General features: G+C 51.3%; 23 protein-coding genes and 2 tRNA genes. 6 read left to right on the top strand and 19 right to left on the bottom strand.

Translation table 11 applies throughout. From position 1 onward, the window contains the following. Positions 1 to 105: 105 nt before the first annotated feature. From rpsO to CJP72_RS02740, 7 genes are all read right to left on the bottom strand, one after another. Positions 106 to 375 carry a 30S ribosomal protein S15 gene (gene rpsO, locus CJP72_RS02770; protein ID WP_003861789.1) on the bottom strand — a complete coding sequence of 90 codons (270 nt, stop codon included), beginning with the start codon at positions 373 to 375 and terminating at the stop codon, positions 106 to 108. Positions 376 to 526: 151 nt separating this feature from the next. Beyond that, complete coding sequence (truB, locus tag CJP72_RS02765; RefSeq protein ID WP_162379374.1) at positions 527 to 1,471, bottom strand: tRNA pseudouridine(55) synthase TruB; 945 nt, start codon at positions 1,469 to 1,471, stop codon at positions 527 to 529. Then, the gene (gene rbfA / locus CJP72_RS02760) at positions 1,471 to 1,872 is read right to left on the bottom strand and encodes a 30S ribosome-binding factor RbfA (RefSeq protein WP_162379373.1); all 402 of its coding nucleotides are present in this window, start codon (positions 1,870 to 1,872) and stop codon (positions 1,471 to 1,473) included. The genes truB and rbfA overlap by 1 nt, the downstream gene beginning before the upstream one ends. A gap of 167 nt (positions 1,873 to 2,039) precedes the next feature. Then, positions 2,040 to 4,730, bottom strand: coding sequence for a translation initiation factor IF-2 (gene infB / locus CJP72_RS02755; RefSeq protein WP_162379372.1), 2,691 nt, complete (start codon positions 4,728 to 4,730; stop codon positions 2,040 to 2,042). A gap of 24 nt (positions 4,731 to 4,754) precedes the next feature. Continuing rightward, a complete protein-coding gene (nusA, locus tag CJP72_RS02750) occupies positions 4,755 to 6,242 on the bottom strand; it encodes a transcription termination factor NusA (protein ID WP_162379371.1) in 1,488 nt (495 codons plus the stop codon). 28 nt (positions 6,243 to 6,270) lie between these two features. After that, on the bottom strand, positions 6,271 to 6,723 hold the full coding sequence (gene rimP, locus CJP72_RS02745) for a ribosome maturation factor RimP (protein ID WP_162379370.1): 453 nt from the start codon (positions 6,721 to 6,723) through the stop codon (positions 6,271 to 6,273). A gap of 207 nt (positions 6,724 to 6,930) precedes the next feature. After that, positions 6,931 to 7,007: transfer RNA gene (locus tag CJP72_RS02740), tRNA-Met, on the bottom strand. A gap of 347 nt (positions 7,008 to 7,354) precedes the next feature. On the opposite strand from CJP72_RS02740, the gene argG reads away from it, so the two are divergent. Beyond that, complete coding sequence (gene argG, locus CJP72_RS02735; protein WP_162379369.1) at positions 7,355 to 8,698, top strand: argininosuccinate synthase; 1,344 nt, start codon at positions 7,355 to 7,357, stop codon at positions 8,696 to 8,698. A gap of 381 nt (positions 8,699 to 9,079) precedes the next feature. On the opposite strand, the gene CJP72_RS02730 is transcribed toward argG, so the two are convergent. From CJP72_RS02730 to CJP72_RS02720, 3 genes are all read right to left on the bottom strand, one after another. Beyond that, a tRNA-Leu gene (locus CJP72_RS02730) sits at positions 9,080 to 9,166 on the bottom strand. A gap of 9 nt (positions 9,167 to 9,175) precedes the next feature. Further along, positions 9,176 to 9,508, bottom strand: coding sequence for a preprotein translocase subunit SecG (gene secG, locus CJP72_RS02725; RefSeq protein ID WP_162379368.1), 333 nt, complete (start codon positions 9,506 to 9,508; stop codon positions 9,176 to 9,178). Positions 9,509 to 9,676: 168 nt separating this feature from the next. Further along, complete coding sequence (locus CJP72_RS02720) at positions 9,677 to 10,570, bottom strand: LysR family transcriptional regulator (RefSeq protein WP_162379367.1); 894 nt, start codon at positions 10,568 to 10,570, stop codon at positions 9,677 to 9,679. 148 nt (positions 10,571 to 10,718) lie between these two features. On the opposite strand from CJP72_RS02720, the gene iadA reads away from it, so the two are divergent. Together iadA and dcuC are read left to right on the top strand one after the other, a co-directional pair. Then, positions 10,719 to 11,852 carry a beta-aspartyl-peptidase gene (gene iadA, locus CJP72_RS02715; RefSeq protein WP_162379366.1) on the top strand — a complete coding sequence of 378 codons (1,134 nt, stop codon included), beginning with the start codon at positions 10,719 to 10,721 and terminating at the stop codon, positions 11,850 to 11,852. A 10-nt stretch (positions 11,853 to 11,862) separates the two neighbouring features. Continuing rightward, a complete protein-coding gene (dcuC, locus tag CJP72_RS02710) occupies positions 11,863 to 13,329 on the top strand; it encodes a C4-dicarboxylate transporter DcuC (protein ID WP_162379365.1) in 1,467 nt (488 codons plus the stop codon). Between the two features lie 43 nt (positions 13,330 to 13,372). On the opposite strand, the gene glmM is transcribed toward dcuC, so the two are convergent. The 4 genes from glmM to rlmE all read right to left on the bottom strand — a co-directional run bounded on the left by glmM (position 13,373) and on the right by rlmE (position 18,310). Then, a complete protein-coding gene (gene glmM / locus CJP72_RS02705; protein WP_162379364.1) occupies positions 13,373 to 14,710 on the bottom strand; it encodes a phosphoglucosamine mutase in 1,338 nt (445 codons plus the stop codon). Next, positions 14,703 to 15,551, bottom strand: coding sequence for a dihydropteroate synthase (gene folP / locus CJP72_RS02700; protein WP_162379363.1), 849 nt, complete (start codon positions 15,549 to 15,551; stop codon positions 14,703 to 14,705). Before folP ends, glmM begins: the two co-directional genes overlap by 8 nt. A 98-nt stretch (positions 15,552 to 15,649) precedes the next feature. After that, the gene (gene ftsH, locus CJP72_RS02695) at positions 15,650 to 17,581 is read right to left on the bottom strand and encodes an ATP-dependent zinc metalloprotease FtsH (protein ID WP_162379362.1); all 1,932 of its coding nucleotides are present in this window, start codon (positions 17,579 to 17,581) and stop codon (positions 15,650 to 15,652) included. 57 nt (positions 17,582 to 17,638) lie between these two features. Continuing rightward, positions 17,639 to 18,310: a 23S rRNA (uridine(2552)-2'-O)-methyltransferase RlmE gene (gene rlmE, locus CJP72_RS02690; RefSeq protein ID WP_162379361.1), complete on the bottom strand. Its 672-nt coding sequence runs from the start codon at positions 18,308 to 18,310 to the stop codon at positions 17,639 to 17,641. 126 nt (positions 18,311 to 18,436) lie between these two features. Between rlmE and yhbY the strand changes: the two genes are divergently transcribed. Beyond that, complete coding sequence (yhbY, locus tag CJP72_RS02685) at positions 18,437 to 18,730, top strand: ribosome assembly RNA-binding protein YhbY (protein ID WP_162379534.1); 294 nt, start codon at positions 18,437 to 18,439, stop codon at positions 18,728 to 18,730. A 155-nt stretch (positions 18,731 to 18,885) separates the two neighbouring features. Here yhbY and greA read toward each other — a convergent pair whose 3' ends face one another. Next, positions 18,886 to 19,362, bottom strand: a complete 477-nt coding sequence (gene greA / locus CJP72_RS02680) for a transcription elongation factor GreA (protein ID WP_162379360.1) — start codon at positions 19,360 to 19,362, stop codon at positions 18,886 to 18,888. Positions 19,363 to 19,612: 250 nt separating this feature from the next. On the opposite strand from greA, the gene dacB reads away from it, so the two are divergent. After that, entirely contained in the window at positions 19,613 to 21,046 is a 1,434-nt protein-coding gene (gene dacB / locus CJP72_RS02675) for a serine-type D-Ala-D-Ala carboxypeptidase (protein WP_162379359.1), read from the top strand. An 82-nt stretch (positions 21,047 to 21,128) separates the two neighbouring features. On the opposite strand, the gene cgtA is transcribed toward dacB, so the two are convergent. From cgtA to rplU, 4 genes are all read right to left on the bottom strand, one after another. Beyond that, positions 21,129 to 22,301 carry an Obg family GTPase CgtA gene (gene cgtA / locus CJP72_RS02670; RefSeq protein ID WP_162379358.1) on the bottom strand — a complete coding sequence of 391 codons (1,173 nt, stop codon included), beginning with the start codon at positions 22,299 to 22,301 and terminating at the stop codon, positions 21,129 to 21,131. A gap of 15 nt (positions 22,302 to 22,316) precedes the next feature. Continuing rightward, the gene (locus CJP72_RS02665) at positions 22,317 to 23,282 is read right to left on the bottom strand and encodes a DMT family transporter (protein ID WP_162379357.1); all 966 of its coding nucleotides are present in this window, start codon (positions 23,280 to 23,282) and stop codon (positions 22,317 to 22,319) included. A 128-nt stretch (positions 23,283 to 23,410) separates the two neighbouring features. Next, the gene (gene rpmA / locus CJP72_RS02660) at positions 23,411 to 23,668 is read right to left on the bottom strand and encodes a 50S ribosomal protein L27 (protein WP_003025030.1); all 258 of its coding nucleotides are present in this window, start codon (positions 23,666 to 23,668) and stop codon (positions 23,411 to 23,413) included. A gap of 19 nt (positions 23,669 to 23,687) precedes the next feature. After that, positions 23,688 to 23,999, bottom strand: coding sequence for a 50S ribosomal protein L21 (gene rplU, locus CJP72_RS02655; protein ID WP_000271396.1), 312 nt, complete (start codon positions 23,997 to 23,999; stop codon positions 23,688 to 23,690). A 258-nt stretch (positions 24,000 to 24,257) separates the two neighbouring features. On the opposite strand from rplU, the gene ispB reads away from it, so the two are divergent. Further along, positions 24,258 to 25,229: an octaprenyl diphosphate synthase gene (gene ispB, locus CJP72_RS02650; RefSeq protein ID WP_162379356.1), complete on the top strand. Its 972-nt coding sequence runs from the start codon at positions 24,258 to 24,260 to the stop codon at positions 25,227 to 25,229. The last annotated feature ends 196 nt before the right edge of the window (positions 25,230 to 25,425 follow it).

The following is a 25,425-nucleotide window of genomic DNA, read 5'->3' as shown; positions in this document are numbered from 1 at the left end:
ACAAAAGATCATACTTAGCAACAATACATTAGTTTCCAGTGAATTGCTGCCATCAGCTTGAAAAAAGGGGCCATGAAGGCCCCCTCTTTCTGAAACTCGCAAGAATTAGCGACGCAGACCCAGACGCTCGATCAGCGCGGTGTAGCGTGCAACATCTTTACGTTTCAGGTAGTCGAGCAGTTTACGACGCTGAGAAACCATACGCAGCAGACCACGACGGCTGTGGTGATCTTTTTTGTGCTCTGCAAAGTGACCCTGCAGGTGGTTGATCTGTGCAGTCAGCAGAGCAACCTGAACTTCGGTAGAACCGCTGTCGTTAGTACCACGACCAAACTCAGAAACGATTTTAGCTTTAGCTTCAACGCTTAGAGACATGATGAACTCCAAAAATAATAAAAAATGAAAGGGTGCCAATCTCTAATTCAGCAACCCCATGTAAACGCCGCATGAACTGTTAAAAAATTTACACGGCGTTAAGCGGCAGTATTCTACTCGCAGCGTCCTGTTATCGCAAGACTGAGCAGGGTTACGCCGGATACTCCACGACCAGACGACGAGGCGCTACGCGGCCTTCATCATCAATCTCGCCCATCCCAATAAACTTACCATCATCGCCTTCCGTCACGCGAACCAGCCCTTCCGGTGGCGCGCCTGTCGTACGAACCGGATTACCATTTTTAAAGTAAACCGACGAGGTTAAAGGAAGATTAACGATAGGGTAGTCCGAAGCCGGACTGTCCATTGGCATCAGTAGCGGATCAAGCAATTGGGCGGCAGGAATCCCCTGCTGTTCGGCCTGCTCGATAAGATCGCGTAAATGCTCCAGGGTGACCATCCGATCAACCGGATATTTACTGACAGCCAGACGGCGCAGGAAAGTCACGTGCGCACCGCATCCCAGCTTCTCACCCAGATCATCAATAATGGTCCGAATATAGGTGCCTTTAGAACAGTGAACTTCCAGCTCCAGTTCGTTACCTTCGTGACGAATAAAGAGCAGTTCATAGACAGTAATGGGTCGAGCTTCTCGCGGAACCTCAATACCCTGGCGCGCATATTCGTACAGCTTTTTACCCTGGTATTTCAGCGCCGAGTACATCGATGGTATCTGCTCGATATCACCTCTGAACGTTTCCAGCGCAGCCGCCAGTTGTTCCGGGGTAAACGTCACGGGACGTTCCTGCACGATTTGACCGTCGGCATCAGAGGTGTCGGTCCGCTGTCCCAGTCGGGCTATGACACGATAACGCTTATCCGAGTCAAGCAGATACTGGGAAAACTTCGTCGCTTCACCGAGACAAATCGGCAGCATACCCGTCGCCAACGGATCCAATGCTCCGGTATGGCCGGCGCGATTAGCGTTGTAAAGACGTTTTACTTTTTGCAGCACGTCATTGCTGGACATGCCCTGCGGCTTGTCCAGCAACAGGACACCGTGAATGTCGCGACCACGACGACGAGGACGACTCATTAGTCCTCCTTGCTGTCGTCCGGGTTCACACGACGTTCTTCGTCATGTTTCACCACGTTGGTCACCAGGTTTGACATACGCATCCCTTCTACCAATGAGTTATCGTAGAAGAAAGTCAGTTCCGGCACGATACGTAAACGCATCGCTTTCCCTAACAGGCTGCGAATAAAGCCAGAGGCTTCCTGCAACGCTTTGATGCCTGCTTTTATTGCGGCTTCATCTTTGTCGTTCAGGAAGGTGACAAACACTTTGGCATAGGCCAGATCACGTGACATTTCAACACCGGAAACCGTGGTCATCATGCCCAGACGAGGATCTTTAATTTCGCGCTGCAGGATGATAGCAATCTCTTTTTGCATCTCCTGAGCGACACGCTGCGGGCGACCAAATTCTTTCGCCATAACAAATTCTCCAGAATAAAGACAAAAAAGGGGCCAAAAGCCCCTTTTTAAAACGAGTTCCAGGTGGTTCGGGCTGTTCACCGTAGGCCTGATAAGCGTAGCGCCATCAGGCATCACATTGCCGGATGCGGCGTAAACGCCTTATCCGGCCTACAACCCAGAAAACCTTAAGCAATAGTACGTTGGATCTCGATGATCTCGAACACTTCGATCATATCGCCAACGCGAACGTCGTTGTAGTTCTTAACGCCGATACCACATTCCATGCCGTTACGGACTTCGTTAACGTCATCTTTGAAGCGGCGCAGGGATTCCAGTTCGCCTTCATAGATAACCACGTTGTCACGCAGTACGCGGATTGGGTTGTGACGTTTAATCGTACCTTCGGTAACCATACAGCCCGCGATCGCGCCAAATTTCGGTGATTTAAACACATCACGAACTTCAGCCAGACCAATGATCTGCTGTTTCAGTTCCGGAGACAGCATACCGCTCATCGCCGCTTTCACTTCGTCGATCAGGTTATAGATGACGGAGTAGTAACGCAGATCCAGGTTTTCGGATTCAATCACTTTACGCGCAGAGGCATCAGCACGGACGTTGAAGCCAACCAGAATCGCGTTGGATGCCGCAGCCAGGGTTGCGTCGGTTTCGGTGATACCACCTACGCCAGAACCGATGATCTTCACTTTAACTTCATCAGTAGACAGTTTCAGCAAGGAGTCGGAGATTGCTTCCACAGAACCCTGAACATCAGCCTTCAGAACGACGTTCACTTCGTGAACTTCGCCTTCAGTCATGTTAGCGAACATGTTCTCGAGTTTAGATTTCTGCTGGCGAGCCAGTTTAACTTCACGGAATTTGCCCTGACGATACAGCGCAACTTCACGGGCTTTCTTCTCGTCACGAACCACGGTAACTTCGTCACCCGCAGCCGGAACACCGGAAAGGCCCAGGATTTCGACTGGAATAGACGGACCCGCTTCCAGCACTTCCTGACCCAGTTCGTTACGCATTGCACGAACACGGCCATATTCGAAGCCACACAGCACGATATCACCCTTGTTCAGGGTACCTTCACGCACCAGGACAGTAGCCACTGGGCCACGACCTTTGTCCAGGAAGGATTCAATGACCGCACCGCTCGCCATACCTTTACGAATCGCTTTCAGCTCCAGAACTTCAGCCTGCAGCAGGATAGCGTTCAGCAGGTCATCAATACCGGTACCCGCTTTCGCAGAAACTGGGATGAACTGAGATTCGCCGCCCCACTCTTCCGGCATAACACCGTACTGGGACAGTTCGTTCTTAACGCGATCCATATCGGCTTCTGGCTTATCGATCTTGTTCACTGCAACAACCATCGGTACCTGCGCTGCTTTCGCATGCTGGATAGCTTCGATAGTCTGCGGCATCACGCCGTCATCTGCAGCAACAACCAGAACAACAATATCCGTTGCCTGAGCACCACGAGCACGCATAGAGGTAAACGCGGCGTGACCCGGGGTATCCAGGAAGGTGATCATACCGTTGTCGGTTTCAACGTGGTACGCACCGATGTGCTGGGTAATGCCACCCGCTTCGCCAGAGGCCACTTTCGTTGAGCGAATGTAGTCCAGCAGAGAGGTTTTACCATGGTCAACGTGACCCATGATGGTCACCACCGGTGCACGCGGTTCAGCCGCAGCACCCGTGTCACGGTCACTCATTACCGCTTCTTCCAGCTCGTTTTCACGACGCAGGATAACTTTGTGGCCCATCTCTTCGGCAACCAACTGTGCGGTTTCCTGGTCGATGACCTGGTTGATGGTGGCCATTGCGCCCAGTTTCATCATCGCTTTGATAACCTGAGAGCCTTTAACCGCCATCTTGTTAGCCAAATCGCCAACGGTAATGGTTTCGCCAATCACAACGTCACGGTTAACCGCCTGAGCCGGCTTCTGGAAGCCCTGCTGCAGAGAAGAACCTTTACGCTGCTTGCCACCTTTACCACCACGAACCGCTGCACGCGCTTCTTCACGGTCAGCTTTCGATTCAGCGTGTTTGTTGCCTTTTTTAGCCGGACGGGCCGCTTTCGTGGTACGAGTACGGCCGCGACCGCCTTCTACTTCACGATCGTTTTCGTCTTCAGCCTGACGTGCGTGCTGAGAAGTGGTGACATGATAATCGCTCTTATCATCTTCCACTTTCTCTTGTTCAGCCCAAGCACCGGCATTTTCTTCAGCCATACGGCGAGCTTCTTCAGCCACTCGGCGAGCTTCTTCTTCAAGCTTACGGCGTGCTTCTTCTTCCGCTTTGCGCTTCAGTTCAGCGGCTTCATTTTCACGGCGGGCTTTTTCTGCCTGGGCGGTTTTAGTCATATCGTCGGTCTGTTGATTGCTCACTTTGTCTTTTTCCGCAGCTTCACGTTTCGCTTTTTCAGCGGCTTCACGTTTAGCTTGTTCTGCGGCCTCACGTTCAGCTTTTTGTTGCGCCTCGCGTTTAGCTGTTTCTTCAGCTTCACGACGGGCTTGCTCTTCCGCTTCACGCTGCGCCTGCTCTTCCGCAGCAAGGCGTTCTGCCTCTTGCGGATCGCGTTTTACAAAGGTGCGTGTCTTGCGGACTTCGATTTGTACCGATTTACTTTTTCCACCGGTACCTGGAATATTGAGAGTACTGCGCGTTTTACGCTGCAATGTCAACTTATCTGGGGCAGAGCCGTTTTCACGGTTCAGATGCGCCAGTAAGGTCTGTTTCTCTTGTGCGGACACAGAGTCATCAGCCGACTTCGGGATACCTGCATCAGCAAATTGCTGTACCAGGCGATCCACGGAGGTCTGTATCTCTGCAGCCAGCGTTTTTACGGTTACATCTGTCATACTGTTCCTTCCTGCTACAGTTTATTACGCTTCGTCGCCGAACCAGCAAATATTACGGGCAGCCATAATCAGCTCACCGGCTTTTTCGTCGGTCAACCCTTCGATATCAGCCAGATCATCAATGCCCTGTTCAGCGAGATCTTCCAGCGTACAAACACCACGGGCAGCCAGTTTGAACGCCATTTCGCGATCTAATCCTTCCAGATTCAGCAGATCGTCAGCCGGTTTGTTATCACCGAGGCTTTCTTCCTGGGCCAGTGCCAGAGTGGTCAGTGCGTTTTTAGCACGCTCGCGCAGCGTTTCAACGGTCTGCTCATCAAGGCCGTCAATTGCCAGCAGTTCTTTCATTGGCACATAGGCCAGTTCTTCCAGCGTAGCAAAACCTTCTTCCACCAAAACGGTCGCGAAATCTTCATCGATATCGAGATATTTGGTGAAGGTATCAATGGCTGCATGCGCTTCAGCCTGATGCTTAGCCTGCAGGTCATCAACGGTCATCACGTTGAGTTCCCAACCGCTCAGTTGTGAGGCCAGGCGGACGTTCTGACCGTTACGTCCAATTGCCTGAGCCAGATTACCGGCTTCAACTGCGATATCCATCGTGTATTTATCTTCATCCACCACGATAGAAGCGACGTCTGCTGGCGCCATTGCGTTGATCACAAACTGTGCCGGATTATCATCCCACAGAACGATATCAATACGCTCGCCGCCCAGTTCGGTAGAAACCGCCTGAACACGCGCACCGCGCATACCCACACAAGCACCGACCGGATCGATACGCTTATCGTTGGTTTTCACTGCGATTTTCGCACGAGAACCCGGATCGCGGGCCGCCGCTTTAATTTCAATCACTTCTTCGCCAATTTCCGGCACTTCAATGCGGAACAGTTCAATCAGCATTTCCGGTTTGGAACGCGTCACAAACAGTTGCGCACCGCGAGCTTCCGGGCGAACGGAGTACAGAACGCCACGAATACGGTCACCCGGGCGGAAGTTTTCACGCGGCAGCATGTCTTCACGTTGGATCACAGCTTCAGCATTGCTGCCCAGATCCAGAGAAATGTTGTCGCGATTTACTTTCTTCACTACACCAGTGACGATCTCGCCTTCGTGTTCACGGAATTGATCAACAACCATTGCACGTTCGGCTTCACGTACTTTCTGTACGATAACCTGTTTTGCCGTCTGGGTTGTGATACGGTCAAAAGTGACAGATTCAATTTGATCTTCAACGTAACCGCCCACGTTCAGACTTTCGTCTTCAAAACGTGCCGCTTCCAACGTAATTTCTTTCGTCGGCTGAGTGACTTCTTCCACAATGAGCCAACGGCGGAAGGTATCGAAATCACCGCTTTTACGATCGATCTCTACACGAACGTCGATTTCTTGCTCATATTTTTTCTTTGTTGCTGTAGCCAGCGCACTTTCCAGCGCTTCAAAAATTTTCTCGCGTGGCAGCGCTTTTTCGTTGGAGACGGCTTCAACAACAGCCAAAATTTCTTTGTTCATCGCGGGCTTTTCACCTCAATCCAGACTGTTAAAAGTGGGGAACCAGGTTCGCCTTCTGGATATTACTCAGCGCGAACACTTCATCTTTACCTTCGACTGTGACAGTGATCATTTCACCGTCCACCGCTTTGATAACGCCCTGCCATTTACGGCGGTTTTGTACCGCCATACGAAGCACCAGTGCAACTTCTTCACCCAGGAAACGGACGTAGTGTTCGGCAGTGAACATAGGACGGTCGAGGCCCGGTGAGGATACTTCCAGGTTGTAAGCAACGGTTATCGGATCTTCAACGTCCAACACAGCACTCACCTGGTGGCTCACATCAGCACAATCATCAACATTGATGCCATCTTCACTATCAATATAGATGCGCAGTGTGGATGTGCGACCGCGAATAAATTCGATGCCGACCAGCTCGTAACCTAAGGCTTCAACTGGCGCTGTAATCATCTCTGTTAATTTTTGCTCTAATGTGGCCAAGCCCACCCCCAAGACATAAAAAAAGGGCCTAAAGCCCAGTTATTCTGTAGTCAGATAACAAAAAACCCCGATAAATCGGGGCTTTAGATAACTGAACCCTATAACCGCAGCTGCGGTCTGGAGAACCTTCCGAAAGAATTTTTTTCAAATCCAGCTACGAAGGCCAAAGTCTTCACAGACTATTTGAAAAAGAACTCTAAGGGAAAGTGGTTGCGGGGGCCGGATTTGAACCGACGACCTTCGGGTTATGAGCCCGACGAGCTACCAGGCTGCTCCACCCCGCGCCTGAAACGTGGCAAATTTTACTCGCTTTGGGTAAAAAATGCAAATACTGCTGGGATTTGGTACCGAGGACGGGACGTAAAATCTGCGCATATTATATTGATCCAGCGCGCATTATGTCAACCTGGTAAATAATATGCACATTAATGAATAGCAGCGCGCGCGCTGTAGCGTCGAAGCCTGATAAATGCAGAGATACAATCTGAGGCATTTATTGACGAAATTATCACGAAGCTCTTCCTGTCGCCCGCAAAAGATGATTAAATGAAAACTCATTTATTTTGCATAAAAATTCACTGAGAACAGAAAACCGATCTCTTCATCAGTCAATCAGGCAGGATTTTATTTTATGACGACGATTCTCAAGCATCTCCCGGCAGGTCAACGTATTGGTATCGCTTTTTCCGGTGGTCTGGACACCAGTGCTGCGCTGTTATGGATGCGACAAAAAGGGGCTGTCCCATATGCATATACTGCAAATCTGGGTCAGCCGGACGAGGATGACTACGACGCCATTCCTCGCCGTGCAATGGAATATGGCGCAGAGAACGCTCGCCTGGTTGATTGCCGCAAACAATTGGTTGCGGAAGGGATTGCGGCAATCCAGTGTGGTGCATTCCATAACACCACGGGCGGTCTGACCTACTTTAACACCACCCCGCTGGGTCGCGCCGTGACCGGTACCATGCTGGTTGCCGCCATGAAAGAAGATGGCGTCAACATTTGGGGCGACGGCAGCACCTATAAAGGCAACGACATTGAGCGTTTCTATCGTTATGGGTTGCTGACCAATGCCGAATTGCAGATCTACAAACCGTGGCTGGATACAGATTTCATTGATGAACTGGGCGGCCGCCACGAGATGTCTGAGTTTATGATTGCCTGCGGTTTCGACTACAAGATGTCCGTAGAGAAAGCCTACTCCACCGACTCCAATATGCTGGGCGCAACGCACGAAGCAAAAGACCTGGAATTCCTCAACTCCAGCGTCAAGATCGTTAACCCGATTATGGGCGTGAAGTTCTGGGACGAAAACGTGAAGATCCCTGCAGAAGAAGTCACCGTACGTTTTGAACAGGGCCATCCGGTTGCCCTGAACGGCAAAACCTTCAGCGACGACGTTGAGATGATGCTGGAAGCCAACCGTATCGGTGGTCGTCATGGACTGGGCATGAGCGATCAGATTGAAAACCGTATTATTGAAGCAAAAAGCCGCGGCATCTATGAAGCTCCGGGGATGGCGCTACTGCACATCGCTTACGAACGCCTGCTGACCGGTATTCACAATGAAGACACCATCGAACAATATCACGCTCATGGCCGCCAACTGGGTCGTCTGCTGTATCAGGGACGCTGGTTCGACTCCCAGGCTCTGATGCTGCGTGATAGCCTGCAACGTTGGGTGGCAAGTCAGATAACCGGCGAAGTGACTCTGGAGTTGCGTCGCGGTAATGACTACTCGATCCTGAATACCGTATCCGACAACCTGACCTATAAGCCAGAACGGCTGACAATGGAAAAAGGCGACTCCGTGTTCTCTCCGGACGATCGAATTGGTCAGCTGACCATGCGTAATCTGGACATCACGGATACCCGCGAGAAACTGTTCGGTTACGCCCAGTCTGGCTTACTTTCCGCCTCTTCCGCGACGGGTCTGCCGCAGGTTGAGAACCTGGAAAATAAAGCGAAGTAATCGCCTTCTCAAGAGAAGATTAAAGCCGCGAAAGCGGCTTTTTTTATCCCTGCATAAACTCCACCTCTCCTATGGAGGTGGTCAGCAACAGGTTTTGGCTTTGCCTTATTGTCTTTGGATTTAAATCTTTCAGAACTGGCAGAGACTTTTTGTTAGGGCTTTTAGTACGCCCCTATCGGGCGCTATCAATGCCACCCGCTATGCAGGTGTTTTTTACATCGCTGAGGACATAGGTCTGATACGCATAGTGCCATCAGGCATTGTGCTATCGACCAGATGTCGGATGGCAACGCGAGCACCTTATCTGACCTACAAGCCAAGACCCGGCATTTTCCACAGACGAAAAAAAAGACGCTTTTCAGCATCTTTTTTTCGGAATATTGGTACTGAGGATGGGACTCGAACCCACAAGCCCGTTAGGGCACTACCACCTCAAGGTAGCGTGTCTACCAATTCCACCACCTCAGCACAGAAATCTTAGTGTGGGATATCGCTGGTCGGCTTAGCCGGTGCAGCGGGTTGAGTTTGCTCAGTTTTAGCTGGAGCACTCAGATTTTCCCACTCACTTCCTTTATTGGTTTTGTTGCTGTTGATATTACCCAGCACCAGACTGATAACGAAAAACAAGGTTCCAAACAGCGCTGTCATTCGGGTCATGAAGTTACCAGAACCACTTGAACCAAACAGCGTACCGGAAGCGCCTGCTCCAAAGGAAGCACCCATATCAGCGCCTTTACCCTGCTGCAGCATGATCAAACCAACCAATACAATTGCTACGACAAGGAAAATACCTAAAAGAGCTTCGTACATAATCAACCTGTTCCTTGCGGAGTTGCCGCGTACCAATGCTTCAACCAATAAAGCGGGACTGTTTACTGTTTCCCACTGAAGCGGGTGTGAATACTAACCAAAGCGAATGACCTTCGCAAGGGCAATTTGTTAGCATTGTATCAACTGCGGAAAAAATCGCCATATCAATCAAAAACGCAGCAACTTCTCCCAGCATCTCTGCATAACGGCGCGTTGATCATCAAGATTTGCCCACACCACAACAGGAATTTCGCAAATCAGATCTGAATTTTGTGGCCAGCAGTGAATAATTTGCTGGTTCACCAACTCCTCCGCCACCATTGATTCTGGTAACCAGGCCATTCCCATATGGCGCAACACCATTTCTCGTATCGTCTCACTTAAACCGCTCTCAAACACTTTTTTCAGGCGTGGGCGGACGCGTTGTTCCGCCGGCTCAATAATACGCCTGACAAAGGTATAGTCGCTGTAGCATAACCACGGGATCGGCACATGCGGATCGTCAAGCGTATTCGCCAGTTGCGCAGAAATGACCGGAATAAATCGCTCATATCGCCATAGTGAACGTTTTAACCCCCCGGCGATCTCCAGCCCCGGCTGCGAAGAAGGTAAATCGTACGTCACCAACAGATCAATTTGCCGGTCAATCAGGGCATTAAAGTGGTTGTCTATCCCCTGAATACTGGCATTCACCGTAAAATTTAATTGCGGTTCGCTCTGTCGCAGATAGTTGATCATATCCGGAAGGATATTCACTGACAGCGTATGTAGGCTGACCATCACCAGCGTGTTATCCGTTGCCGGTGTCATAGCCGACAGCTCGTGGCGAGCCTCTGTCAACGTACTGAGAACGTGCCGGGCATAGGGTTCAAAACGCTCACCATAGCGCGTCAGCGTGACAGGTGTTGTGGTCCGGTCAAACAATGGCACGCCAAGTACCTCTTCCAGCGCCTTAATTCGCCGACTCAGTGCAGGTTGAGTGATATGCCGCTGCGCTGCGGCCTGAGAGTAGTTTCCATGCTGGCTCAATGCGAGGAAATCGTCCAGCCACTTACAATCCACGTTGAACTCTCCACCATGCCATAACCGCATCCTCCAATAACAAATCGGTAATAGTCATAGTTATAGTAATGGCTTTATGGTGGGCATCATAACAACAATATTCCGTTTCACCTGCCGACTCTCACTCTTGACGTTTGACAGGACCGATATGTTTACTTTACTGACCAATGCCCGTGTTTTTTCTCCCGAGGATTTAGGCCTCTGCTCCCTGCTCATTCATGCCGACCGCATTGTGGCGGTAGAAAAAGACATTTCACTCTTTGATGGCGTCAAAGAAATCATCGATTGTCGGGGTAAGTGGGTTATCCCTGGCATCATCGATCAACATGTCCATCTCACTGGTGGTGGCGGAGAAGCAGGATTTTCCAGCCGGACGCCAGCCGTCAAACTGCGCGATCTGATTCAGGCGGGTATTACCACGGTTGTCGGCGTATTGGGGACCGATGCCATTTCTCGTTCGCCCAAAGATCTCTACGCCAAAATGCAGTCTCTGAACCTGGAGGGACTGCGTGCATTTATGCATACGGGAGCCTACGCGGTACCCAGTCCAACCATTACGCAATCTATCCGTGATGATATGGCCTTTATTCCGGCGATTCTTGGCGTCAAAATCGCCCTCGCCGATCACCGTGGTTCTTACCCCTCTTTCCAGGAATTGCTGAGGATAGTGAGCGATATCCGCGTGGCTTCCCTGTTGGCAGGAAAAAAAGGTCTGCTGCATGTGCACCTGGGTAATCTGCAGGAAGGAATGTCGCAACTTATTGAGCTGTGTGATGCTGGCATTCCGATTCACCATATTTCACCGACGCATGTTGCGAGAACAGAGCCATTGTTCGAACAGGCGATTGCTTTCGCCCATCGCGGCGGCCATATCGACGTAACCTCTGGTGGTAGTCGCTTTATGCCTCAGGAGCAGGCGATTCTCCACGCACTGGAAGCACAGGTTCCAGCCGATCGCATCACTATCAGCTCTGATGGCAATGGCAGTGTTCCGCGCTTTAACGCCCAGGGTATCGTTGAAGGTTTAAGCGCGGCACCGGTCGCAGGTAACCTTAACCTGCTTCCCCGCCTGATTGATGTGGGTATTCCGGTATCTCAGGCGATCGCTATGTTGACGGCAAACGTTGCGCGCTCACTGGGTATTTCCGGCGGCGTGCTCTGCGCCGGGGAACGTGCAGATATCTGCGTACTCAATGATGACCTCTCGCTGGCCCATCTCTTTGCTGCGGGTAAACCGTTGCTGCGGGATAGCGAGTGCCTGGTCACCGGCAACTTTGAATGAGGAGGCGAAAATGTCATTATTTCTGGCGTTAATCGCCATTATTTTTGCCGGACGGCTGATCCTCAAAAAATATCACCCCCAGTCGGTGCTGCTATTGACCGGAATTGTGTTGTTGCTTATAGCGCATTTTAGCGGGATGACCACGATCAGTAGCCTGGTGAAAAAGAGTACCGGATTTGGTCCCTTTGACGCCTTTGAGTTTATCCGCGATACCCTGAGCGTGCGCCTTGGCGGCCTCGGACTGCAAATTATGCTGATTGGTGGTTTCGCCACGTACATGTCGGCCATTGGCGCCAGCCAGGTGTTGGTTCGGGTGACATCTCGCCCTTTGCAACGCCTGAACTCTCCGTACCTGCTGCTGGGGCTGGCACTGCTGCTGGGTCAATTCCTGTCGCTGTTTATCAGCAGCGCCACCGGGCTGGGCCTGCTGTTGATGGCCACGCTTTATCCGCTTCTTACCCGTCTTGGTTGCAGCCGCGCCGCCGTTGCTGCCGTTATCGCCAGCACCTGTGCGGTTGAATTTGGCCCAGGTTCAGGTAACTCGGTTCTCGCCGCCAAAACTGCAGGTATTGAGGTGGTGAACTATTTCGTTCAGGATCAGTTGCCGATTGTCATTCCCGTCATTCTTTTCATCGCCCTGCTCCATATTGTTGTACAACGCTTTTTCGATCGCCGGGAAAGCGGTGACAATGTGGCTCAGTCGATGCAGACATTAACATCGACAGAAAAAGCTGACGCACCGGTCTCCTGGCTGTTTCTGCCAATGCTCCCGCTGGTATTGATGCTGGTATGCAGTGATTTACTGTTCAGCTCGCTCAAGATTACGCTGGATACCGCCGTACTGATAAGTCTTGCCATTACCCTGGTATGTGAGTACTGCCGTCATCGCAAGGCTCGCGAGGTGATGGCCGGCGTACAAAAAGTTTTCGACAGCATGGGCAGCGTTTTTGCCACCGTCGTGACGCTAATTATCGCCGGTGAAGTCTTTTCTGCCGGACTGAAAGCCATTGGCGCCGTCGACGCATTACTGTCGCTTTCCGGTGAATTTGGTCTCAGTGCCGCCTCGATTATTCTGCTGATGACCCTTATCACCTTTGCGATTTCAGCGCTGATGGGCTCAGGAAATGCAGCGTTTTTCTCCTTCGCCCCGATGGTGCCAGACATCAGCCGTCATATCGGTAGCGACATCGCAGTCATGATGTTGCCTATTCAGCTATCAGCAGGTATTGGTCGTACGTTATCGCCCATTGCCGGCGTCATCATTGCCATCGCGGGTGTTGCTGGCGTATCGCCTGTGGATATTGTTAAGCGCACCGCGATTCCAATGCTGGGCGGTTGGTTACTGATGATTACGCTGACCTTCGCCCGGTCTGGGCATTTACTGGCAGTGTTGCCATGGCTGGCCATCCTCGTACTACTGATGGTCGGTGGTTATTTCTGGCAGAATCGACGTAAACAGCCGCTTCCAGTACAGTAAAAAAAGCCGGAGTCTCAGACTCCGGCACTCATTCTCTTCGGGATTACACCGCTTTCACTGCATCAGCAATACGGTGAGCGAATTCGGTCACCTGGGCTTCGTCTTCGCCTTCAACCATGACACGAATTAACGGCTCAGTACCTGACTTACGCAGCAGCACGCGTCCACGACTCCCCAGAGCGGTTTCCACTTCAGCCATAACAGCCTTAACCGTTTCGTTTTCCAGCGGATCACCGCTACCCGCGGTGTAGCGCACATTAACCAGAATTTGCGGGAACATTTTCATACCGCTGCATAAATCGTGCAGGCTCATATGATTACGTACCATTGCAGCAAGAACCTGCAAACCGGCCACAATACCGTCACCGGTGGTCGTTTTGTCCAGCAGGATCACATGACCGGAGTTTTCCGCACCGATACGCCAGCCTTTTTCCTGCAATTTTTCCAGCACATAGCGGTCACCCACTTTGGCGCGGGCAAACGGAATGCCAAGCTGTTTTAACGCCAGCTCCAGACCCATGTTGCTCATCAGCGTGCCCACTGCGCCACCGCGCAACTGCCCCTGACGCAAACCTTCGCGGGCGATGATATACATGATTTGATCGCCGTCGACTTTGTTACCCTCGTGGTCAACCATAATCACACGATCGCCGTCGCCGTCCAGCGCAATACCGATATCCGCTTTTTCCGCGATCACGCGCGCCTGCAGTGCCCGGACATCCGTGGCACCCACTTCTTCGTTGATGTTGACGCCATTTGGCTCACAACCAATCGTAATGACATTCGCGCCCAACTCACGTAATACATTGGGAGCAATGTGATAAGTCGCGCCGTTAGCGCAATCCACCACGATCTTGAGCTCGTTGAGGCTTAGTTCGTTCGGGAAGGTCCCTTTACAGAATTCGATGTAACGCCCGGCAGCATCCACGATACGGCTGGCTTTTCCCAACTCTGCAGAGTCGACACAGGTTATCTCTTTTTCCATCTCCGCTTCGATGGCTTCCTCAACCGCATCTGGCAGTTTGGTCCCGTCGATAGAGAAGAATTTAATCCCGTTGTCGTAGAATGGGTTGTGTGAAGCAGAAATAACAATCCCGGCTTCTGCACGGAAAGTGCGCGTCAGATAAGCCACCGCAGGGGTAGGCATTGGCCCGGTGAAGGAAGCGGATAACCCCGCCGCCGCAAGACCCGCCTCTAGTGCAGATTCCAGCATATAACCAGAAATACGCGTATCTTTGCCGATAATAATTTTACGAGAGCCATGGCGCGCCAGAACCTTCCCTGCGGCCCAACCCAGCTTAAGTACAAAATCAGGGGTAATCGGTGCATCGCCCACGCGACCACGGATTCCATCGGTACCAAAATATTTGCGATTACTCATAACGTTTATTTCCCTTCGCAGACAAGGTGGCCTCAACCACTCGCATCGCTTCAACAGTTTCTTTTACATCGTGGACGCGAACTATGTGCGCGCCCTGCATGGCTGCAATTACCGCACACGCCAGGCTGCCGCTAAGGCGTTCTGATGGCCCCACATTTAGCAGTTGACCAATCATCGATTTTCGCGACATTCCTACAAATAGAGGTAGCCCAAAATGATGAAACTCTGACAGGCGAGCCAGTAAAGCATAATTATGAGAGAGATTTTTACCGAAACCGAACCCCGGGTCGAGCAACAATTTATCTTTTGCGATTCCCGCCTGCTCGCAACGTGCGATCTGCTCGACAAAGTAGCGATTAACCTCCGCAAAGACGTCATCATACTTCGGCGCATCCTGCATCGTTTTAGGGTTGCCCTGCATATGCATCAGTGACACCGGTAGCCCGGTTTCCGCCGCAGCTTCCAACGCGCCGGGCTCGCTCAGAGAACGGATATCGTTAATGATGTGCGCCCCCACGCGGGCAGACTCGCGGATCACTTCCGGCTTAGAGGTGTCGACTGAAATCCAGACTTCAAACCGCTGAGCAATCGCTTCAACGACCGGGATCACGCGTTCCAGTTCCTCTTCCACACTGACATCGGCCGCGCCTGGCCGCGTTGATTCGCCGCCAACATCAATGATAGTAGCTCCGGCATTAATCATCAGATTCGCATGTTTCACAGCCTCAATCAGCGTGTTGTGCGTTCCACCATCGGAGAAAGAGTCTGGTGTGACATTCAAAATCCCCATGACGTGAGGATGGCTGAGATCCAGCGAAGTCCCCTGGGCAAAGAGTTTCATGATGTTATCCCTGGTATAAAATGGGTTAAGCAGATAAGAAAAACCCCGGAGCAAGCCCCAGGGTTTTCAATAAAAACGCAGCCATCGACAACGTGAACTTATTTGTCGCCTAACTGCTCTGACATGTTGCCCGGGTTTGGCATACGCGGCTCTTCAGTCGGACGCGGCGCACTCGGGGTGCCATTGTTGCCAGAGTTGTTAGAAGTACCGGACTCTTCCCAACCCGCAGGCGGGCGCACATCGCGGCGAGCCATCAGATCATCAATCTGTGGCGCATCGATGGTCTCATATTTCATGAGCGCATCTTTCATCGAGTGCAAAATGTCCAGGTTATCGTTCAGAAGGCGACGCGCGCGGTCATAGTTACGTTCAATCAGCAATTTAACTTCCTGATCGATAATGCGCGCGGTTTCATCGGACATATGTTTTGCTTTCGCAACAGAACGTCCCAGGAACACTTCACCTTCTTCTTCAGCGTACAGCAACGGACCCAACTTTTCAGAGAAGCCCCACTGCGTCACCATGTTACGTGCCAGGTTCGTCGCGACTTTAATGTCGTTCGACGCGCCGGTAGAAACGTGCTCTACACCGTAGATAATCTCTTCCGCCAGACGACCGCCGTACAGCGTAGAGATCTGGCTTTCCAGTTTCTGACGGCTGGCGCTGATCGCATCGCCCTCAGGCAGGAAGAAGGTCACACCCAGCGCACGACCACGCGGGATAATCGTTACTTTGTGGACCGGATCGTGTTCCGGCACCAGGCGACCGATAATCGCATGACCTGCTTCATGGTACGCGGTGGACTCTTTTTGCGCTTCCGTCATCACCATGGAGCGACGTTCCGCACCCATCATGATTTTGTCTTTCGCTTTTTCGAACTCAACCATCGAAACAACGCGCTTGTTGCCACGGGCAGCAAACAGTGCAGCTTCGTTCACCAGGTTCGCCAGGTCTGCACCGGAGAAGCCTGGGGTACCACGGGCAATGATTGCCGCATCGATATCCGGCGCCAGCGGTACGCGACGCATGTGAACTTTCAGGATCTGCTCACGGCCACGAACATCTGGCAGGCCAACCACAACCTGACGGTCGAAACGGCCAGGACGCAGCAGCGCCGGGTCCAGTACGTCCGGACGGTTAGTGGCCGCGATAACGATGATACCTTCGTTACCTTCGAAGCCATCCATCTCAACCAGCATTTGGTTCAGAGTCTGCTCACGTTCATCATGACCGCCACCCAGGCCCGCGCCACGCTGGCGGCCTACGGCGTCGATTTCATCGATAAAGATGATGCACGGTGCTGCTTTTTTGGCCTGTTCGAACATGTCACGCACACGAGATGCGCCGACACCCACGAACATTTCAACGAAATCAGAACCGGAAATCGTAAAGAATGGAACCTTCGCTTCACCTGCGATGGCCTTCGCCAGCAGGGTTTTACCGGTACCCGGAGGACCGACCATCAGGACGCCTTTCGGGATTTTACCGCCCAATTTCTGGAAACGGCTCGGTTCACGCAGATATTCAACCAGCTCAGCCACTTCTTCTTTCGCTTCGTCGCAACCGGCAACGTCAGCAAACGTGGTTTTGATCTGATCTTCTGTCAGCATGCGCGCTTTGCTCTTACCGAACGACATGGCACCTTTGCCACCACCGCCCTGCATCTGACGCATGAAGAAGATCCAGACGCCGATTAGCAACAGCATCGGGAACCAGGAAATGAAGATAGAAGCCAGCAGGCTTGGCTCTTCTGGTGGTTCACCAACAACCTTAACGTTTTTAGTCAGCAGGTTATCAAGCAGCTTCGGATCGTTAACCGGTATGTAAGTCGTGTAACGGTTACTATCTTTCTTGGTAACGTTGATCTCACGTCCGTTGATACGCGCTTCACGAACCTGGTCCTGGTTGACCTCTTGCAGGAAGGTAGAATAATCCACCTTACGGCCATTAGACTCGCTGGGCCCAAAGCTCTGGAATACTGACATCAGCACGACGGCAATGACCAGCCAGAGTATTAGGTTTTTCGCCATGTCACTCAAGGGATTAACCTCTTATTACAACTGTGTTAAAAACAGCGTCAGGATACTCTATATCCAGTGTCTTTCAAACTTTCGTTTGAAATCCACTGGATATGGTTTTCGCCCGGTCGCTACAATGTACACTTCACGTGAACGCGCACGAGAAGAGTCCGGCTTACGAACTTTCACCTTCGTAAACAGGGAGCGAATTTCTCTTAGATACTCATCGAATCCTTCGCCCTGGAACACTTTCACTACAAAACTACCACCTGGCGCTAATACATCACGAGCCATTCCAAGCGCCAGTTCTACCAGATACATCGCCCGGGGAATATCGACCGCCGGTGTACCACACATATTTGGCGCCATATCAGACATGACAACTTGTACTTTACTGTCACCGACACGTTCAAGTAACGCTTTCAGGACTAATTCATCACGAAAGTCGCCCTGAAGGAAGTCTACACCAACGATTGGATCCATCGGTAAAAGATCACAAGCGATAATGCGGCCGCTGTTCCCTATCTGCGTAACCGCATATTGAGACCAACCACCGGGTGCAGCACCGAGATCGACGACTGTCATTCCCGGTTTAAAAATCTTGTCACTTTGCTGTATTTCATCAAGTTTAAACCAGGCACGAGAACGTAACCCTTTTTTCTGTGCCTGCTGAACATATTTATCGCTAAAGTGTTCCTGAAGCCAGCGACTGGAACTGGCAGAACGCTTTTTACCTGTCATTTCACTTTCCCATCGGGGCAGTTCATCGTTACCAACGGTGTAAATTTCTACACGGCTATTTGGTGATATTAGGGAGATGGCGGTAGAATGACCCGTTTTCAATCCCAACCTAAGCAAAAATATACGATGAATCTGAGTACTAAACAAAAACAGCACCTGAAAGGTCTGGCACATCCGCTCAAGCCTGTAGTTATGCTTGGCAATAATGGTTTGACCGAAGGGGTACTGGCCGAGATTGAACAAGCGTTAGAGCACCATGAACTTATCAAGGTGAAAATCGCCTCGGAAGATCGCGAAACCAAAACCTTGATCGTGGAAGCTATCGTACGCGAAACCGGCACCTGTAACGTACAGGTCATCGGTAAAACGCTGGTACTGTATCGCCCGACGAAAGAACGTAAAATCTCGCTGCCGCGCTAAGAATATCCTAAAGTTGAACACGAATTCTGTGTAAAACGAGGTTTTCTGCGCAAGCAGGAGAGCAAAATGCCACGCTCTGTTCGTTGATAAAAGGCCGCTATGCGGCCTTTTTCCTTTCTTTACAATACATCAACATTATGAGTATTGGGTAATTCTTACAGGTATTCTACCTTAATCACTTCATATTCCACTTCGCCGCCTGGCGTTTTGATCACCACAACATCATCCTGCTCTTTGCCCACCAGGCCACGAGCGATAGGTGAGTTCACAGAAATCAGGTTTTGTTTAAAATCCGCCTCATCATCGCCAACGATGCGGTAACTCTGCTCTTCGTCAGTGTCGAGGTTCAGAACGGTGACGGTGGAACCAAAAATCACGCGACCATTGTTGGGCATTTTAGTGATGTCAATGACCTGCGCATTGGACAGTTTTGCTTCGATATCTTTAATGCGCCCTTCACAAAAACCCTGCTGCTCACGCGCGGCGTGATACTCAGCATTCTCTTTCAGGTCGCCATGTTCACGCGCATCGGCGATAGCGGCAATAATTTCAGGACGGCGCACAGATTTCAGAAAATCCAGCTCTTCGCGCAGTTTTTCAGCACCACGTAAGGTCATCGGAATAGCTTGCATTTGTTATACCTCTTGAACATTCCTGTCGGGGGGCGATAGACCCTGCCCCGCCTGCTAAGCCTGCCCTGGTATGACGTCACACCAGGGCCAGAAGCAAAAAAATACCGACCCGGGGCGCAAGGTCCCAGGTCAGCTACAATTCTCTATTTGATAGTCATTTTACCCTGGAGTTCCCTATGGGTCATCGTTTACTTTTCAGGGCAATGCGCCGTAGTATGACGGCTTGTTTCCAGGTTGTTAGCGCGAGATTATGCGATTTTCCAGATTTATCATCGGATTGACCACCAGTATAGCGTTCAGCGTCCAGGCCGCGAATGTTGACGAATACATCAATCAACTCCCCGACGGGGCCAATCTTGCCTTAATGGTACAGAAGATAGGCGCCCCCGCGCCCGCCATCGATTATCACAGCCAGCAAATGGCGCTTCCCGCCAGTACGCAAAAGGTGATCACCGCGCTGGCGGCATTGATTCAGCTTGGCCCTGACTTTCGTTTTACCACCACGCTGGAGACAAAAGGTTCGGTAGAAAATGGCGTGTTGAACGGTGACCTGATTGCACGATTTGGGGCCGATCCGACGCTAAAACGTCAGGATATTCGCAATATGGTCGCCACGTTGAAGAAATCGGGCGTGACGCAAATTTCAGGCAATGTCCTCATCGACACATCCATTTTTGCCAGCCACGATAAAGCGCCCGGCTGGCCCTGGAACGACATGACGCAATGTTTTAGCGCGCCGCCCGCCGCAGCCATTGTCGATCGCAACTGCTTCTCGGTTTCGCTTTACAGTGCGGAAAAAGCGAATGATCTAGCGCATATCCGCGTGGCATCGTATTACCCGGTGACGATATTTAGCCAGGTTCGAACGCTGCCACGCGGTTCTGCCGAAGCGCAATATTGCGAACTGGATGTCGTCCCTGGCGATTTGAATCGCTATACGCTCACCGGTTGCCTGCCTCAGCGTAGCGAGCCTCTTCCGCTGGCCTTCGCCATTCAGGATGGCGCAAGCTATGCGGGAGCCATCCTGAAAGATGAGTTAAAACAAGCTGGGATCACGTACAGCGGTACGCTGTTACGCCAGACCCAGAGCAACGAACCAGGAACAATCATTGCCAGTAAGCAGTCTGCCCCTTTACATGATCTGCTTAAGATTATGCTAAAAAAATCAGACAACATGATCGCTGACACGGTGTTCCGTATGATTGGCCACGCGCGCTTTAACGTCCCTGGGACATGGCGTGCAGGCTCCGATGCCGTTCGCCAGATCCTGCGCCAACAGGCAGGAGTTAATATTGGCAACACCATTATTGCCGACGGCTCTGGTCTTTCCCGCCACAACCTGATAGCCCCTGCCACCATGATGCAGGTGCTGCAATACATTGCCCAGCATGACAATGAACTGAACTTTATCTCCATGCTGCCGCTGGCGGGCCACGATGGTTCTCTGCAATACCGTGCAGGGCTTCATCAGGCAGGCGTAGATGGCAAAGTATCGGCGAAAACGGGTTCACTGCAGGGGGTGTATAACCTGGCGGGCTTTATCACTACTGCCAGCGGACAAAGGATGGCATTTGTGCAATATCTTTCCGGGTATGCCGTAGAACCGGCTGATCAACGCAACCGCCGTCTTCCCCTGGTTCGTTTTGAAAGCCGTTTGTATAAAGATATTTATCAAAATAACTAGATGATCGTTACCGGATAGCGCTTATCCGGCCGATATAGAGTGGCATAAAAAACCCCGGTGCATGGCCGGGGTTTTTTAGAGATTAGCGTTTGTAAATGAACTCGACGCCTTCTTCGTCGTCTTCATCCCAATCGTCATCCCAATCATCTTCCGCTTCGTCTTCGACTTCCGCGAGCTGCTGGCGATGGTAATCATCCCACATGAACTCGACTTTCTCTGGCTGTTTCGCTTCTTCAGCCTGAACAATCGGATTCTCAATGATAAAGGTCATCACATCCCAGCAGAGATCTTTCACGCCTAACTGGCTGGCTGCGGAGATCAGATAGTATTTATCTTCCCAACCCAGCGCCCCGGCGATAGCTTTCGCTTTTTCTTCCGCTTCTGCTTTGTCCATCAAATCAATTTTGTTGAACACTAACCAGCGCGGTTTAGAGGCCAGATCCTGACTGTATTTTTCCAGTTCGCCGATAATGATACGGGCATTTTCAACGGGATCAGAACCGTCAATCGGATCGATATCAATGAGGTGCAACAGTACGCGGCAGCGCTCCAGGTGTTTCAGGAAGCGAATCCCCAGACCAGCACCTTCAGCAGCGCCTTCAATCAGACCAGGAATGTCAGCAACCACAAAGCTCTTTTCGTTATCCATACGCACAACGCCCAGGCTCGGCACCAGTGTGGTAAACGGATAATCCGCTACTTTTGGTTTCGCTGCAGAGACTGCGCGGATAAACGTGGATTTACCGGCGTTAGGCATCCCCAACATACCGACATCAGCCAACAGCATCAGCTCCAGCATCAGATCGCGTTTATCACCCGGTGTCCCCATCGTTTTCTGACGCGGAGTACGGTTTACTGAGGATTTGAAACGGGTGTTCCCCAGGCCGTGCCAGCCGCCTTTGGCGACCATCAGGCGCTGACCATGTTTGGTCATGTCACCCATCGTTTCGCCAGTTCCCTGATCGATAACACGCGTACCGACAGGCACTTTAATCGTAACGTCTTTGCCGCGTTTACCGGTACAGTCACGACTGGCGCCATTCTGGCCGCGTTCTGCACGGAACGATTTTTCAAAGCGGTAATCGATCAGCGTATTCAGGTTTTCGTCGGCTTCCAGCCAGACATCACCACCATCACCACCATCACCGCCATCCGGGCCGCCTTTCGGGATGTATTTCTCGCGGCGGAAGCTAACGCAACCATTACCGCCATCACCTGCAACGACCAGAATCGATGCTTCATCAACAAACTTCATTTTACTCTCCGTAAATCATTCGCCTGAGCGGGGTTGCGAAACCACCGTTTCATGCTTACGTAATCCGCCCCAAATACGATGACCAATGGCGGAATACATCGCGCCCGCAACCACGACAAACGCACCGAGATAACCTAAAAGGTTTAACATCGGTCTGGCGAAGAAATCGGGCCAGGCCATAGATAATAGATCTGAAAATAACAGCGTAAACAGCGGCGTGAGCGTGATTAACGCACTCACCTGCGCTGCTTGCCAGCGCGCCATCGCTTCCGCCAGGGCGCCATATCCTACCAGCGTATTCAACCCGCAGAAAACTAAACACGCGAGCTGCCAGTCGCTAAGCTGCGATATCACCGCAGGCTTTGCCAAAGGCAATAACGCAATTGTACACAAAGTGTACAGCAAAAACAGAATCTGCTGTGAGGCCAGACGACGCAATAACACCTTTTGCGCGACGCCGTAACTCACCCAGACAGTCGCCGCACCGACACCAAAAATCACACCCCAGGTGTAATCCGTCAGTTTGGTAAAGATCTCGAGCAGACTGGTATTAAAGAACATCACCATCCCGCTCAAAAGCATGAACGCGCCAACAATCTGCGTACCACGCATTTTCTCCTTGAGGATAAATACGCTGGCGACCATCATGCCAACCGGTGAAAGTTGACCGATAACCTGCGAGGCCGTTGGACTCAAATACTGCAGAGAAGAGCTGAACAGGATGAAATTCCCGAACAGTCCGCCGGTGGCAATAGCCAGTAAAACCAGCCAACGCGGTTTACGAAAAATACGCAACGGCGGGAGCTTTCTTCTAACCGCAAGAATGGTCCCAAGACCGAGACTTGCCATTAAAAAACGGTAGAACACGACGGTAGGAGGTTCCATCACCTCCAGCACTTGCTTCATCGCGATGGGCAACGCACCCCAACACATTGCGGTAGTCAGTGCCAAAAGAATACCAATGCCTGCCTGCTGCTTCATACCGTATTCCCTGCAAAACCTCGCTTTCCGAAAGATAACGGTATAGCGAGCATATTTACCGGTCATCGAATGTAAAAAGCCCCGCAACACGTTGCGGGGCTTTTATCCGTTACCGGGACGCGAAAAACTTATTCAGCAACGATGCTGATGAACTTACGGTTTTTCGGGCCTTTAACTTCAAATTTCACTTTACCGTCTGCTTTGGCAAACAGAGTGTGGTCTTTGCCGCAACCAACGTTAGAACCAGCGTGGAATTTAGTACCACGTTGACGAACGATGATGCTACCAGCCAGAACTGTTTCACCGCCGAAGCGTTTTACGCCCAGACGTTTAGCTTCTGAATCGCGACCGTTACGAGTCGAGCCGCCAGCCTTTTTATGTGCCATTTAATCTGCTCCCCTTAACTTAAGCGCTGATGCCAGTGATTTTCACATCAGTGAACCACTGACGATGGCCCTGCTGCTTACGGTAGTGTTTACGGCGACGAAACTTAACGATTTTAACTTTCTCGCCACGACCATGAGCAACAACTTCAGCTTTGATTACGCCGCCATCAACGAAAGGAACGCCGATTTTGACTTCTTCACCGTTTGCGATCATCAGAACTTCAGCGAACTCGATAGTTTCGCCAGTTGCGATGTCCAGCTTTTCCAGGCGAACGGTCTGACCTTCGCTTACTCGGTGTTGTTTACCACCACTTTGGAAAACCGCGTACATAAAAAACTCCGCTTCCGCGCACACCTTTTCAATGATTCAGAGTGCGCTATAAATATTCACAATAGGGCGCGAATATTACGCAAAAGGTGAGCCTTTGACAAGTGCTACCATCAATACATGAAGAAAAAAAACACAACACGTACGGTAACGTTTATCTGTGGCGTTTTTTCAGTACAATCAGCATATATTCCTAACCCTAAACCCTAAGTTACCTTGTTGCACTGTGAGGTAATCGGGGCGATAAGCCCGGCTTTTGCGATGAATTTAGAAAAAATCAATGAGTTAACCGCGCAAGATATGGCGGGTGTCAATGCGACAATCCTTGAACAGCTCAATTCCGACGTCCAACTGATCAATCAGTTGGGGTATTACATCGTGAGTGGCGGCGGAAAACGCATCCGCCCGATGATCGCCGTACTCGCTGCGCGCGCTGTCGGGTACGAGGAGAAAAAACATGTCACGATTGCGGCCTTAATCGAGTTTATCCACACGGCAACCCTGCTTCACGACGATGTTGTGGATGAATCAGATATGCGCCGCGGGAAGGCCACGGCGAATGCGGCGTTTGGTAATGCGGCCAGCGTATTGGTGGGTGACTTCATCTATACCCGCGCCTTCCAGATGATGACCAGCCTCGGTTCGCTGAAAGTGCTGGAGGTCATGTCCGCAGCCGTCAACGTCATTGCAGAAGGTGAAGTCCTGCAGCTAATGAACGTGAACGATCCTGACATCACCGAAGAAAACTATATGCGCGTCATCTACAGCAAAACGGCGCGACTGTTTGAAGCGGCGGCACAATGTTCAGGCATTCTGGCGGGTTGCAGCGACGAACAGGAAAAAGGATTACAGGATTATGGCCGCTATCTCGGTACCGCTTTCCAGTTGATTGACGATTTACTGGATTACAGCGCAGATGGCGAGCAGTTAGGTAAAAACGTGGGTGACGACCTTAACGAGGGCAAACCGACATTACCTCTGCTGCATGCCATGCGTAATGGCACCCCAGAGCAAGCGCAAATGATCCGTTCAGCCATTGAGCAAGGTAATGGCCGACACCTTCTGGAACCTGTTCTGGAAGCAATGACCGCCTGCGGCTCACTGGAGTGGACGCGCCAGCGCGCTGAAGAAGAAGCCGACAAAGCGATCGAAGCCCTTCAGGTTCTTCCCGACACCCCGTGGCGCGAGGCGTTAATTGGCCTGGCGCACATTGCTGTACAGCGCGATCGTTAATCCCCCTATCTCATCCCGTGCACCGCACGGGATGATTCAAATATGCTCCAGAAAAAAATCTAAAAACACTTTCAAGAGCCGAATGAAAGCCGATACTCTCCCTTGATATATTCTGAATATTCACGCTCGTTACATGAACATTTTAGAACATGCGTTCTCCTGGAGTATAGTGTCCATCATCCGCTGATTTTTCCAA

Source organism: Citrobacter sp. NCU1, assembly GCF_010231475.1.
In the GTDB taxonomy this organism is placed as follows: domain Bacteria; phylum Pseudomonadota; class Gammaproteobacteria; order Enterobacterales; family Enterobacteriaceae; genus Citrobacter_D.
The sequence above is the reverse complement of the archived record's forward strand: the minus strand, read 5'-3'. Positions and strand labels throughout refer to the sequence as shown.